The following is a 12,479-nucleotide window of genomic DNA, read 5'->3' as shown; positions in this document are numbered from 1 at the left end:
CATGGGGGGCTGTTAAACGCAACCCACCAAAAAAACCCCCCCCCCCCGCGGTGCCGCGGCTCCTCCGGGAGCCGCGGCAGCCCGTCCGGCGACACGGCACGGGGCCCGGAAAAGACGGGCCACGGACAACGGGAGGCACGGTGGCACACGTCGAGCCGGCACACCTGGTGGAACTGGCACTGGGCAACACCACGTCGTCCGATGACGCCGGCGCCCTGCGACACATCGCCATATGCGCGCGATGCCGGAAGGAGCTGGCCCGGACGCGACGCGTGGTGACCACCGCACGCAGCGTTGACGCGTCCGACCTGCTGACCGCGCCCCCCGAGTGGATGTGGGAACGCATCGCCCGAGACCTGTCCACAACCGCGGAGCCGACGACACCCCCGCCCGGGCCACCCGGTCGGCGCGTCCGTCCGCTCCTCACCCCCCGAGCGCTCGGCCTCACGCTCGCCGCGATCGCCGCGGTCACCGCCGTCCGGTGGCTCGGACGGAGCCGCCCGGCTTCGGTGAGGTGCCGGAGAAGGCGGTGAGGCGGGCGGCCGGTCAGCACGGGTGCCGCAGGGGTGCCGCACGATGTCCTGGCGCTGCCTACAGCCAGTCCCGCCGCTTGAAGACGACGTACAGGCTCGAACACACCACCGCCATCAGCAGGATCGCGAAGGGGTAGCCGTACACCCAGTGCAGCTCCGGCATGTGGTCGAAGTTCATGCCGTAGATGGTGCCGACCAGGGTCGGGGCGAACAGGATGGCGGCCCAGCTGGAAATCTTCTTGATCTCCTCGTTCTGCGCGAAGCCCGCCTCCGCCAGCGCCCGCATCTCCGCGTTCTGCTGCTGGGTGACCAGGGTCGCGTTGACCGTGAGGATCTCGGTGAGGGCCTGGCGGAAGCCGTCCACGCGTTCGCTGGTGTGCGTGACGTGGTCGGCGACGTCCCGCAGGTGGCGCTGGAGTTCCTCGTCCGTGCCGTATTTGGCGAAGCCGGCCATCAGGTTGTGGAGCATGCCGACCAGGGGGCGGGTGGCGCGCTGGAACTCGACCATCTCGCGGGAGAGTTCGTAGATGCGGCGGGACACCGCCGGGTCGCCCCGGAAGACCTCCGTCTCGATCTCGTCGATGTCGTTCTGGACACCCGCCACCACCGGGGCGTAGCCGTCGACGACGGCGTCGAGGATCGCGTACAGCACCGCCTCCGGACCCAGGGCCAGCAGTTCCGGGGCCTCCTCCATGCGGCGGCGTACGGCGGAGAGGTCGGGAGCCGCGCCGTGGCGGACCGTGATGAGGAAGTCGGGACCCAGGAAGACGTGCAGTTCACCGAAGTCCACCTCCTCCTGGGCGTCGAGGTACCGGGCGGCGCGCAACACGACGAACAGGGTGTCGCCGTACCGTTCCAGCTTCGGTCGCTGGTGGGCCTCCATGGCGTCCTCGACGGCGAGCTCATGGAGGTCGAACTCGGCCGCCAGGGAAAGGAGTTCCGCCTCCGACGGGCGGTGCAGCCCTATCCACGCCATGCCGTCCGGCTCGTCACGCAGTTGGCGGAACGTCTCGGCGAGCGTGCCGGGGGAGGAGACCTTGTGCCCGTCCCGGTAGAGGGAGGCCTGGACCACGCTGCCCCGTTCGGGGGACGCGGAGGGGGCGACGGCGGGTACGCGGACGGGCGCGGGGGCCGCGGAGCGCCGACGCCAGTTCGGCTTCTTCGAGGGCAGGGTCATACGGGTCTCACCTCCCGGGTCGAACCATATACGTCCCGGTTTGCGCGAGCATGGCGGGACCAGGATCGTGTTGAGGACAATGGCTGTCCTCAAGGGTGCGTAGCGTGCCGAGCATGGTCTCCCGGAACAAGCCCGTGCTCACCGCCCGCGCCCTCAACCGCGCCACCCTGGCACGGCAGCTCCTGCTGCGTCGTACCCCCATGCCGGCGGAACACGCCGTCGCCCACCTCGTCGGCCTCCAGGCCCAGAACACCAAGCCGCCCTACTACGCCCTCGCCGCCCGCCTCGCGGACTTCCGCCCCGAGGAACTGTCCGCCCTGATGGAGGACCGCGAGGTGGCCCGGATCGTCACCATGCGGTCCACCATCCACACGCACACCGCCGACGACGTCCTCGCGTTGCGGCCGCTCGTCCAGGCCGCGCGCGACCGGGAGGTCAGCGTGTTCCGCAAGGGGCTGGTGGGGGTCGACCTGGAGCGGCTCACGGCCCTCAGCCGCGACCTGGTGGAGGAGCGCCCCCGTACGCCGAAGGAGATCCGCGAGACGCTGCTCAAGGAGTGGCCGGACGCCGATCCGCTTGCCCTGACCGTCGCCGCCCGGTGCCTGCTGCCGCTGGTCCAGGTCACCCCGCGAGGCCTGTGGGGGCGCAGCGGCCAGGTCGCCCTCACCACCGCCGAGGCGTGGCTGGGGAGGTCCGCCGACCCGGCGACCCCGGACGAGACCGTCCTGCGCTACCTCGGCGCCTTCGGCCCCGCCTCCGTCAAGGACATGCAGACCTGGTCGGGCCTCACGCGGCTGCGCGACGCCTTCGAACGGCTGCGGCCACGGCTGCTGACCTTCCAGGACGAGCAGGGCGTCGAGCTCTTCGACCTGCCCGACGCGCCCCGCCCCGACCCGGACACCCCGGCACCACCGCGTTTCCTGCCCGAGTTCGACAACCTGCTGCTCTCCCACGCCGACCGCACCCGCGTCGTACCGAGGGAGTACAAGGACCGCACCTGGAAGGGAAACCAGGCGTACCGCACCTTCCTCGTGGACGGCTTCCTCGCCGGCATCTGGCGGCCGGAGGAGACGACGGGCGGGGTCACGGTGACGGTCCAGCCGTTCGGGACGCTCACCCGCGAGCAGCGTGCCGCCGTGGCGGAGGAGGCCGAACGGACGATGACGGTCATGGCGCCGGACCGGACGTGCGACGTGCGCTTCGGTACGTTCTAGCCCGCGTGCGCCCCGGTACGTCCGCGTGCGCTCCGGTACGTTCCCGTCCGCGTGCGCCCCAGTACGTCCGCGTGCGCTCCGGAACCATCCAGCCCGCGTGCGCTTTGGGTTCCTTCCCGTCCGCGTGCGCTCCGGTGCGTCCTAGTCCGCGCGGCCCGTCGCCGCCACCGTCACGCCCAGCCCGATCATGGCGAAGCCGCCCGCTCCGCCCACCATCGACAGGCGGCGGTCCGAGCGGGCGAACCAGCCCCGGGCAGCAGCCGCGCCCAGGCCCCACAGGGTGTCGGTGACCAGGCCGATGCAGATGGGGACCAGGCCGAGCAGCAGCATCTGCGCCGCCACCCCGCCGGCCGCGTGGTCCACGAACTGGGGCAGCACCGCAGCGAAGAAGACGATGCCCTTCGGGTTGGTGACGCCCACGACGACACCGTCCAGCAGGGTGCGGAGATCACCCCGCGACGTGGCGGGCGGAGGCGTGTCCAGCAGCGCCGCCTTCATCTCCCTGCGGTGCCGGAACGCCTGCACCCCCAGGTACACCAGGTACGCCGCGCCCGCCAGCTTCACCGCCATGAACACCGCCGCCGACCGCTCCACCACCGCCCCGACACCCAGCGCCACGGCCACGACCAGGACGTACGAGCCCAGCACATTGCCGAACACCGTCGCCATCGCGGTGCGCCGGCCGTGCGCGAGGGCACGGCCGATCACGAACAGCACGCTCGGGCCCGGGATCACGATCACGAGCAGGGACATGACGGCGAAGGCCAGCACACGGTCGGTGGACACCATGGCGCCCACCCTATGCACGCGCGGGCCACGGCGACAGAGCCGCCGACACACACACGCGGCCCCACCCCCGCCCGCCACGTCACGGCAACAGGCCCGCCCGCCGGGCCGCCACCACCGCCTCCAGCCGCGTGTGCGCGCCCAGCTTCCGCATCGCCGACCGCAAGTAGCCCTTCACCGTCTCCGGCCGGAGCCCCAGCCGCTGTGCCGCCACCGCGTTCGTCGCGCCCGACGCCACCGCCACCAGCACGTCCACCTCCCGGGGGGTCAGCGCCGCACGCGCCGCCCCCTCCGGCCCCCGCGCGGACGCCAGCCGCCCGCACACCGCCAGCAGCTCCGCGCGCACACCCGGGTCGGCGATCCGTGGCGCCAGCGCCCGCAGCTCACCGTGCGCCTCCCGGACCGTCTCCCACGCGGCGTGCCCCGCCACCGGCTCGGCCCGCGTCCGGTCCGGTGCCCCCGACTCCCGGGCCACCAGCGCCTGTTCCACGTCCCGCGTGGCCGACACCGCCGCGTCGAGGACACGGTCCCCGAGCGGCAACGGTTCGCGCAGCCCGCCGTACAGCACCCCCCGTACCCGCCGCCCCACGACCACCGGCACGGCCAGCACCGACCGCAGCCCCTCCGCCGCCACCGGCCCGTCGTACTCGTGGCTGATGTGGCGCGCCGAGGCGTAGTCGGTCACCGCGCACGGCCGGGCCAGCGCGATGGCCTTCCCGCCGAGCCCGCTGCCCGCGCCGATCGCGAGCCCGCGCAGAGCCGTGGACAACGCGCCGTTCAACTCGGCGATCCGCATCCGCCGACCGTCGTGGAGCAGTCCCCCGAAGGCGATGGGCAGCCCGGTGTCACGGCGCAGGCGCAGCAGGGCCGCGCGCATCTCCACAGCTTCCATCCGCTCGGGCACGTCACCGCTCCTTCACCCCCGTTCGGGGGTAGTGAGACCTGGGTCACCGATTACACGATGCCGGTGACGGGTCCCGCAATGAGGAGGACGCATGGCGCACAGCGGCGCGACACAGGAGTTCCGGGAGGCCCGGGACTTCCTGCTGCGGCACCGGGAGGACTACCGGGCGGCGTACGAGGGGTTCGTCTGGCCCCGGCCGGACCGTTTCAACTGGGCGCTGGACTGGTTCGACGTCATCGCCGAGGGCAATGAGGCGACCGCGCTGCACATCGTGGAGGAGGACGGCACCGAGGCGCGTGTGAGCTTCGCCGAGCTGCGCACCCGCTCCGACCGGGTCGCGAACTGGCTGCGCGGGCTGGGCGTGCGGCCCGGGGACCGGATCGTCGTCATGCTCGGCAACCAGGTCGAGCTCTGGGAGACCGCCCTCGCCGCGATGAAGCTGAGGGCCGTGGTCATCCCCGCGACGCCCCTGCTCGGTCCCGCCGACCTGGCCGACCGTGTCGAGCGCGGCCGGGCACGGCATGTGATCGTGCGCGCCGAGGACACGGAGAAGTTCGAGGGCGTGCCGGGGAACTACACCCCGATCGCCGTCGGGGCGCGCGTCCCGCACTGGATCGCCTACGAGGACGCCTACGGGGCGTGCGTGCCCTTCGTACCGCAGGGCGACACCCGCGCCGACGACCCCCTCATGCTGTACTTCACCTCCGGCACCACCGCCCGTCCCAAACTCGTCGAGCACAGCCACGTCTCGTACCCCGTCGGCCACTTGTCGACGATGTACTGGATCGGGCTCCGGCCGGGTGACGTCCACCTCAACATCTCCTCGCCCGGCTGGGCCAAGCACGCCTGGTCCAACCTCTTCGCGCCCTGGAACGCCGAGGCGACCGTCTTCATCCACAACTACACGCGCTTCGACGCCGCCCGCCTCATGGCCGAGATGGACCGGCACGGCGTCACCAGCTTCTGCGCCCCGCCGACCGTGTGGCGGATGCTCATCCAGGCGGACCTGTCCGCGCTGCGCACCCCGCCCAGGGAGGCCCTCGCCGCCGGTGAGCCGCTGAACCCCGAGGTCATCGAGACCGTTCGGCGCGCATGGGGCGTGACCATCCGGGACGGCTTCGGACAGACCGAGACGGCCGTCCAGGTCTCCAACAGTCCCGGGCAGTTGCTGAAGGCGGGCTCCATGGGGCGGCCGAGTCCCGGCTTCCGCATCGAGTTGCTCGACCCGGTGACGGGGAAGCCGGGCGCGACGGAGGGGGAGATCGCCGTCGACCTGTCCACCGACCCCGTGGGCGTGATGACCGGCTACCACGGCGACCCGGAGCGTACCGCCGAGGCGATGGCCGACGGCTACTACCGCACGGGCGACATCGGCTCGCGGGACGCCGACGGATACGTGACGTACGTGGGCCGGAGCGACGACGTCTTCAAGGCGTCCGACTACAAGATCTCGCCCTTCGAGCTGGAGAGCGCGCTGCTGGAGCACGAGGCGGTGGCGGAGGCGGCGGTCGTCCCGGCGCCCGACCCGGTCCGGCTCGCCGTGCCCAAGGCGTACGTCGTCCTCGCCGACGGCTGGGAACCGGGCCCGGAGACGGCGAAGGCGCTGTTCGCGCACTCCCGCGCGGTCCTCGCGCCGTACAAGCGGGTACGCCGTATCGAGTTCGCCGAACTGCCGAAGACGGTGTCGGGCAAGATCCGCCGGGTCGAGCTGCGGGAGCGTACGGCGGCGGGTTCGGCGGCCGAGTACACCGAGGGGGACCTCGCATGAGCCCGGAGCCGTCCTACGCGCACGGGACGAGCGGCACGCCCCTGCTCGGCGACACGATCGGGGCGAACCTGGCACGGACGGTGGCCCGTCACCCCGGCCGGGAAGCACTCGTCGACGTGCCGTCCGGACGCCGCTGGACGTACGCGGAGTTCGACGCGGTCGTGGAGGAGCTCGCGCGCGGGTTGCTGGCTGCCGGGGTCGGCAAGGGCGACCGGGTGGGGATCTGGGCGGTGAACTGCCCGGAGTGGGTGTTCACGCAGTACGCCACCGCCCGGATCGGCGCGATCATGGTGAACATCAACCCGGCGTACCGGGCGCACGAGCTGAAGTACGTGCTGGGCCAGGCAGGCGTCTCGCTGCTGATCGCGTCCCTCGCGCACCGGACGAGCGACTACCGGGCCCTGGTGGAGCAGGTGCGCGCCGACTGCCCGCAGCTTCGGGCGGTGCACTACATCGGCGACCCCTCGTGGGAGGACCTGCTGGCGGGGACGGTGCCGGACGGCGAACTGGCGGCGAGGGAGGCGGAGTTGTCGTGCGACGACCCCGTCAACATCCAGTACACCTCCGGAACCACGGGTTTCCCCAAGGGCGCCACCCTCACCCACCACAACATCCTCAACAACGGGTACTTCGTGGGAGAGCTGCTCGGCTACACCGAGCGGGACCGGATCTGCCTGCCCGTGCCCTTCTACCACTGCTTCGGCATGGTCATGGGCAACCTCGCCGCCACCTCCCACGGCGCCGCCATGGTCGTCCCGGCCCCGTCCTTCGAGCCCGCCGCCACCCTGCGGGCCGTGCAGCAGGAGCGGTGCACGTCCCTGTACGGCGTGCCGACGATGTTCATCGCCGAGCTGAACCTGCCGGACTTCACCTCGTACGACCTCACCTCCCTGCGGACCGGGATCATGGCCGGCTCTCCCTGCCCCGTCGAGGTGATGAAACGCGTGGTCGCCGAGATGAACATGGCGGAGGTGTCGATCTGTTACGGCATGACCGAGACCTCACCCGTCTCCACGCAGACGCGCCGCGACGACGACCTGGAGCGCCGCACCGGCACGGTCGGGCGGGTCATGCCGCACGTCGAGGTCAAGGTCGTCGACCCGGCGACCGGCGCGACCCTGCCACGCGGTGAGGCGGGCGAGCTGTGCACTCGCGGATACAGCGTGATGCCCGGCTACTGGGACGAGCCGGAGAAGACCGCCGAGGCGATCGACGCGGGTCGCTGGATGCACACCGGCGACCTCGCGGTGATGCGGGAGGACGGGTACGTCCGGATCGTCGGCCGCATCAAGGACATGATCATCAGGGGCGGTGAGAACGTCTACCCGCGCGAGATCGAGGAGTTCCTGTACGCCCACCCCAAGATCGCCGATGTGCAGGTGGTCGGTGTCCCGGACGAGCGGTACGGGGAGGAGATCCTGGCCTGCGTGATCCCGCGCGACCCGGCGGACCCGCCGACCCTGGACGACATCACCGCGTACTGCCGCGAACGGCTGGCGCACTACAAGATCCCGCGCCGGGTCGAGATCCTCGACGCCTTCCCGCTGACGGTCAGCGGCAAGGTGCGGAAGGTGGAACTGCGCGAGACGTACGCGGGCTAGGGCACGGCTCCTGGATCAGGCCGCGCGAACCCGGCGGATCCGAGGGCCACGCCCCTGCTGACCGGGCCCGCCCGCCTGTGGCCCACGGGCCACCTCCGCCGCCCCGGGTGACGCCGACGGCCCGGGGCGGCGACCGGCCGGGGCGCCGACCGCCTGGGGCGGCGCTGGCCCGCCCCGCGCTGCCCGGCGCTGCCCCGCCCCCGTCGGCCCGCGCCCCTGCGGCAGCGCGCCGTGCGGCCGTGCGGTCAGGTGCCCCGGGCGGGCGGTCAGGCGCGCCGTGCGGTCAGGCGCCCCCGGGTGGACGGTCAGGCGCGTCGTGCGGTCAGGCGCCCCGGGCGACGAGTTCGTCGGCGGCGCCGTTGAGGGGCTGCGGGGTGCCGGTGAGGTCCATGACGAACAGCGGCAGCCGCAGCCGGTCGGCGCGGGCGCGCGCCTTGTCCTCGTAACCCGCCAGGGAGAACGACACGCTCGTCGCCGACGCCGCGAGGCCGGTCAGCCACAGGCACTCGACGGCGCGCAGCGACGTGGGCCGGGTCGTCGGGTCCACCTGGGCGACCAGGCCGGGGCCGCGCAGGTCGACGCCGAAGCCGGAACCGGCCCCCGAGCGCTCCTCGGGCTGGACGACGTCACGGAAGCCGAGCCAGCGGAGGTAGAGCGCGGCGGTGGTGACGGCGTCGCGCGCGGTGCGGATGGTCACCGGCCGGAAGGACGGGCGCGGTACGGCGGCGGTGCGCGGCAGCGGTATGTGGGCGGGCACCGTCGAGACCCCGGTCGTGGAGGCGGTCGCGCTGGGCGGCGGGCCCGGCGGCCCCGCCGGGCCGGATCCGGCCGGGGGTTGCGGGGGTGCGGCGGTCACCGGCCGTACCGGGACGCGCAGCACCGTGCCGCACGGGCAGCCCAGCTCGGGCTGCGGCCACTGGTCCTGGCGCCCGCACGCCGCGCAGCGCACGGTCACCCACTCGTCGGTCCAGGTGCGGTGGGTGATGGGTTCCGGGGGTGCGCCCCGGAGCAGGGGCGGGACGACGGGGGTGCCGCAGGGGCACGGGTAGACGGGCGGCGTGTAGCCGTGGGTCCGGCGGCAGGCCGGGCAGCGTACCGGGACGTTCTCTCCCACGTATGACCCCTTCCGTTCCGTCATCCATCGTCCACCAAGGGCGAGCACTTGGGGAGGGAGTTCGGCCATCCCTTGACTGCATCTCTCCCACACCCTAGATTGCTTCCGTATAGCAGAACAATACTTCCGCATTACGGAATCGAAGCTCTCAGGTGGCGCGACAGAGCCCGAATCCGCCGGCCGAAGCAGGAGCACCCAATGCCTCGTATGACCGCCGCCCGAGCGGCAGTTGAGATCCTCAAGCGCGAAGGCGTCACCAACGCGTTCGGTGTGCCGGGCGCGGCGATCAACCCCTTCTACAAGGCCCTCAAGGAGGGCGGCGGGATCAACCACACCCTCGCCCGCCACGTCGAGGGCGCCTCCCACATGGCCGAGGGATACACCCGCGCCAAAGCCGGCAACATCGGTGTCTGCATCGGCACCTCCGGCCCGGCCGGCACCGACATGATCACCGGCCTGTACTCCGCGATCGCCGACTCGATCCCGATCCTCTGCATCACCGGCCAGGCCCCGGTCTCGAAGCTCCACAAGGAGGACTTCCAGGCCGTCGACATCGCGTCGATCGCGAAGCCGGTCACCAAGGCCGCGACGACCGTCCTGGAGGCCGCGCAGGTCCCGGGAGTCTTCCAGCAGGCCTTCCACCTGATGCGTTCCGGCCGCCCCGGACCGGTCCTCATCGACCTGCCGATCGACGTCCAGCAGACGGAGATCGACTTCGACCCGGAGACCTACGAGCCGCTGCCGGTCTACAAGCCGCAGGCCACCCGTGCCCAGGCCGAGAAGGCCATCCGGTTCCTCCTGGAGTCCGAGCGTCCGCTGATCGTCGCCGGCGGCGGCATCATCAACGCCGACGCCTCCGACCTGCTGGTCGAGTTCGCCGAGCTCACCGGCGTCCCGGTCATCTCCACCCTCATGGGCTGGGGCACCATCCCGGACGACCACGCGCTGAGCGCCGGCATGGTCGGCGTCCAGACCGCGCACCGCTACGGCAACGCGACCTTCCTGGAGTCGGACTTCGTCCTCGGCATCGGCAACCGCTGGGCCAACCGCCACACCGGCTACAACATGGACGCCTACACCAAGGGCCGGAAGTTCGTCCACGTCGACGTCGAGCCCACCCAGATCGGCAAGATCTTCGCCCCGGACTACGGCATCGCCTCCGACGCCAAGGTCGCGCTCGAGCTCTTCATCGAGGTGGCGAAGGAGCTCAAGGCCGAGGGCAAGCTGCCGGACTTCGGCGCCTGGGCCGCCTCCGCCCAGGAGCGCAAGGCCACCCTGCAGCGCCGCACGCACTTCGACAACATCCCGATCAAGCCGCAGCGCGTGTACGAGGAGATGAACAAGGCCTTCGGCCCGGAGACGCGTTACGTCACCACCATCGGCCTCTCCCAGATCGCCGCCGCGCAGTTCCTGCACGTCTACCGGCCGCGCCACTGGATCAACTGCGGCCAGGCCGGCCCGCTCGGCTGGACCATCCCGGCCGCGATCGGTGCCGCCGTCGCCGACCCGGAGACCCCGATCGTCGCGCTCTCCGGCGACTACGACTTCCAGTTCATGATCGAGGAGCTGGCGGTCGCCGCCCAGCACAAGGTCCCCTACGTCCACGTCCTGGTGAACAACGCCTACCTCGGTCTGATCCGTCAGGCGCAGGTCAACCTGGACATCAACTTCCAGGTCAACCTGGAGTTCGAGAACATCAACACCCCGGAGCTCGGCGTCTACGGCGTCGACCACGTCAAGGTCGCCGAGGGTCTGGGCGTCAAGGCGATCCGGGTCACCGACCCGAACGAGCTGGGTGCCGCCCTGGAGGAGGCCAAGAAGCTCGCCGCCGAGTACCAGGTCCCGGTCGTCGTCGAGGCCATCCTGGAGCGCATCACCAACATCGCGATGAGCAAGACGGTCGACATGAGCAACGTCACCGAGTTCGAGGAGCTCGCCACCGAGCCGGGCCACGCCCCCACGGCGATCCGCCCGCTCGTCTGAGCCGGACCCCGAACGGCCCCCGCCCCGGAAACCCGGGACGGGGGCCTCTCCCGTCCTCGGGTGCCGTCAGTCGGACCAGCGCAGCGCGCGCAGCACCCGCCAGGTGACGCGGGCGGCCCGGTCGGCCAGGATCTCCACCCGTAACACCTCGTTGGCGTCCAGAAGGCCATTACGGGTGACCGCGACGTTCAGCACTCCGTTGGCGCCGATCGTGCCGACATCCATGGGCAGGTCGAGGGAGCGGTGCTTGGTGGTGAGGTGGTAGTCCTGGAAGCGCATGGTGACGCGCGTCCCGGCCTGCCCCTTGACCGTGGCGTACGCGGTGGCGGAGTAGGCGCACGGGCCCTGGAGCAGCGCGGCGTCGTTGGCCATGGCCAATTGCTTGTACTTGCCCGCCTCCAGGGCGGGGCCGCCCTCCTGGGTCTCATTGATGACGGTCGGCATGGGGTCCTCCTGTGACGAGCCGTTCGCCCGGGCGACGATCCCGGGGAACACGACGTTCTTGAACTGCCGCACCCGGGCGTCACCGGGGCAGGCCGTACCGCCGCTCGACCACGCGGCGTGCAGCCGGTGGTAGCCGTAGCCGGGGTCGGACGCGCTGCGGCAGATCCGCAGCGGGATGCCGTGCCGCTGGTGCAGCCACACCCCGAGCTGGATCAGCCGCTCGACCTGCTTGTCGGTCCAGGGGTCGGTGTGCTGGAGATTGGACGCCGTCTCGACCGACACCGCGCCGGTGCCGTCGGGGCGGCGGTTGGCCTGGTAGTTGGCGTCCGCGCGGGTCTCTGTGCCGATGTACTGCCCGAGGTCGCCCTGGTACCCCAGCCCGAAGTGACTCTCCAGGCTCGACGAGTCACGCCAGTACTCGTACATCCGCCGTGCGGTCCAGGGAGCGGCGATGCTGTGCAGGATGAACTGGGTGGGCCGGATCGCCGGCTGGGCGTCCGACTCGGGCTGCAACTCCATGCGTGTCGCAGCGGGATACCACGCCATGGCCCCCCTTTCCGGAGCTCTTGACAGGTACACGGAGCGTGTACGTCCCGTGATGGTCCTACCCACCCTGCGTAACCGACATCCATGCACGGTATCCCCGAATCGGGGTACCCGGCCCCCATGGCAGACGTTGTGGACGCGGACGAACTGCTCCGCCGCATCCGGGTCACCCGGGACTGGGCACGCCGACAGGAGCAGCAAGCACCGGACGAGATGTCGGCGGCGGCGTACGAGGCGGTCAGGAGGGCGCTGGACAAACTGATAGACCCGTCCTCGGAGCGATCCGCTCCGGGATGAGCGGCCGGGACGGCGTTCTCGACCCGGTCGGACGGGCCCGAAGACCTCGCCCCCGGCGGTGTTCCTCGTGCGCCGGGGTGATGGCGCGTCAGCCGCGGCCGCCTCCGACGGG

10 protein-coding genes are annotated in these 12,479 nt (G+C 71.6%); 5 read left to right on the top strand and 5 right to left on the bottom strand.

The genetic code is table 11. From position 1 onward, the window contains the following. Positions 1 to 591 precede the first annotated feature (591 nt). The gene (locus ACZ6C1_RS08580; RefSeq protein ID WP_469239025.1) at positions 592 to 1,710 is read right to left on the bottom strand and encodes a magnesium and cobalt transport protein CorA; all 1,119 of its coding nucleotides are present in this window, start codon (positions 1,708 to 1,710) and stop codon (positions 592 to 594) included. Positions 1,711 to 1,823: 113 nt separating this feature from the next. On the opposite strand from ACZ6C1_RS08580, the gene ACZ6C1_RS08575 reads away from it, so the two are divergent. After that, the gene (locus ACZ6C1_RS08575; RefSeq protein WP_469239023.1) at positions 1,824 to 2,924 is read left to right on the top strand and encodes a winged helix DNA-binding domain-containing protein; all 1,101 of its coding nucleotides are present in this window, start codon (positions 1,824 to 1,826) and stop codon (positions 2,922 to 2,924) included. A gap of 141 nt (positions 2,925 to 3,065) precedes the next feature. Here the strand turns inward: ACZ6C1_RS08575 and ACZ6C1_RS08570 are convergent, their stop codons facing one another. Further along, positions 3,066 to 3,713, bottom strand: a complete 648-nt coding sequence (locus tag ACZ6C1_RS08570; RefSeq protein ID WP_469239021.1) for a LysE family translocator — start codon at positions 3,711 to 3,713, stop codon at positions 3,066 to 3,068. 79 nt (positions 3,714 to 3,792) lie between these two features. Continuing rightward, positions 3,793 to 4,614: a helix-turn-helix transcriptional regulator gene (locus tag ACZ6C1_RS08565; protein ID WP_469239019.1), complete on the bottom strand. Its 822-nt coding sequence runs from the start codon at positions 4,612 to 4,614 to the stop codon at positions 3,793 to 3,795. Positions 4,615 to 4,705: 91 nt separating this feature from the next. Here ACZ6C1_RS08565 and ACZ6C1_RS08560 point away from each other — a divergent pair, with 91 nt between their 5' ends. Both ACZ6C1_RS08560 and ACZ6C1_RS08555 read left to right on the top strand, forming a co-directional pair. Then, a complete protein-coding gene (locus ACZ6C1_RS08560; RefSeq protein ID WP_469239017.1) occupies positions 4,706 to 6,382 on the top strand; it encodes an AMP-binding protein in 1,677 nt (558 codons plus the stop codon). Continuing rightward, positions 6,379 to 7,983, top strand: a complete 1,605-nt coding sequence (locus ACZ6C1_RS08555; protein ID WP_469239015.1) for an AMP-binding protein — start codon at positions 6,379 to 6,381, stop codon at positions 7,981 to 7,983. Before ACZ6C1_RS08560 ends, ACZ6C1_RS08555 begins: the two co-directional genes overlap by 4 nt. Positions 7,984 to 8,305: 322 nt before the next feature. Here the strand turns inward: ACZ6C1_RS08555 and ACZ6C1_RS08550 are convergent, their stop codons facing one another. Then, positions 8,306 to 9,121: a hypothetical protein gene (locus tag ACZ6C1_RS08550; RefSeq protein WP_469239013.1), complete on the bottom strand. Its 816-nt coding sequence runs from the start codon at positions 9,119 to 9,121 to the stop codon at positions 8,306 to 8,308. Between the two features lie 174 nt (positions 9,122 to 9,295). On the opposite strand from ACZ6C1_RS08550, the gene gcl reads away from it, so the two are divergent. Next, complete coding sequence (gcl, locus tag ACZ6C1_RS08545; RefSeq protein WP_469239012.1) at positions 9,296 to 11,080, top strand: glyoxylate carboligase; 1,785 nt, start codon at positions 9,296 to 9,298, stop codon at positions 11,078 to 11,080. A gap of 66 nt (positions 11,081 to 11,146) precedes the next feature. Here gcl and ACZ6C1_RS08540 read toward each other — a convergent pair whose 3' ends face one another. Further along, a complete protein-coding gene (locus ACZ6C1_RS08540; protein WP_469239010.1) occupies positions 11,147 to 12,070 on the bottom strand; it encodes a peptidoglycan recognition protein family protein in 924 nt (307 codons plus the stop codon). Between the two features lie 120 nt (positions 12,071 to 12,190). On the opposite strand from ACZ6C1_RS08540, the gene ACZ6C1_RS08535 reads away from it, so the two are divergent. Continuing rightward, a complete protein-coding gene (locus tag ACZ6C1_RS08535; RefSeq protein WP_469239008.1) occupies positions 12,191 to 12,367 on the top strand; it encodes a hypothetical protein in 177 nt (58 codons plus the stop codon). Positions 12,368 to 12,479 lie beyond the last annotated feature (112 nt).

The organism is Streptomyces sp. NPDC041796 (genome assembly GCF_055590785.1).
This window is presented reverse-complemented; position numbering and strand designations above follow the sequence as displayed.

Excerpts from the sequence above, each read along its gene's own strand:
- ACZ6C1_RS08540 (WP_469239010.1), bottom strand. The coding sequence starts at position 12,070 with ATGGCGTGGTATCCCGCTGCGACACGCATGGAGTTGCAGCCCGAGTCG.
- ACZ6C1_RS08555 (WP_469239015.1), top strand. The coding sequence starts at position 6,379 with ATGAGCCCGGAGCCGTCCTACGCGCACGGGACGAGCGGCACGCCCCTG.
- ACZ6C1_RS08535 (WP_469239008.1), top strand. The coding sequence starts at position 12,191 with ATGGCAGACGTTGTGGACGCGGACGAACTGCTCCGCCGCATCCGGGTC.
- ACZ6C1_RS08550 (WP_469239013.1), bottom strand. The coding sequence starts at position 9,121 with ATGACGGAACGGAAGGGGTCATACGTGGGAGAGAACGTCCCGGTACGC.
- ACZ6C1_RS08570 (WP_469239021.1), bottom strand. The coding sequence starts at position 3,713 with ATGGTGTCCACCGACCGTGTGCTGGCCTTCGCCGTCATGTCCCTGCTC.
- ACZ6C1_RS08575 (WP_469239023.1), top strand. The coding sequence starts at position 1,824 with ATGGTCTCCCGGAACAAGCCCGTGCTCACCGCCCGCGCCCTCAACCGC.
- ACZ6C1_RS08560 (WP_469239017.1), top strand. The coding sequence starts at position 4,706 with ATGGCGCACAGCGGCGCGACACAGGAGTTCCGGGAGGCCCGGGACTTC.
- gcl (WP_469239012.1), top strand. The coding sequence starts at position 9,296 with ATGCCTCGTATGACCGCCGCCCGAGCGGCAGTTGAGATCCTCAAGCGC.
- ACZ6C1_RS08580 (WP_469239025.1), bottom strand. The coding sequence starts at position 1,710 with ATGACCCTGCCCTCGAAGAAGCCGAACTGGCGTCGGCGCTCCGCGGCC.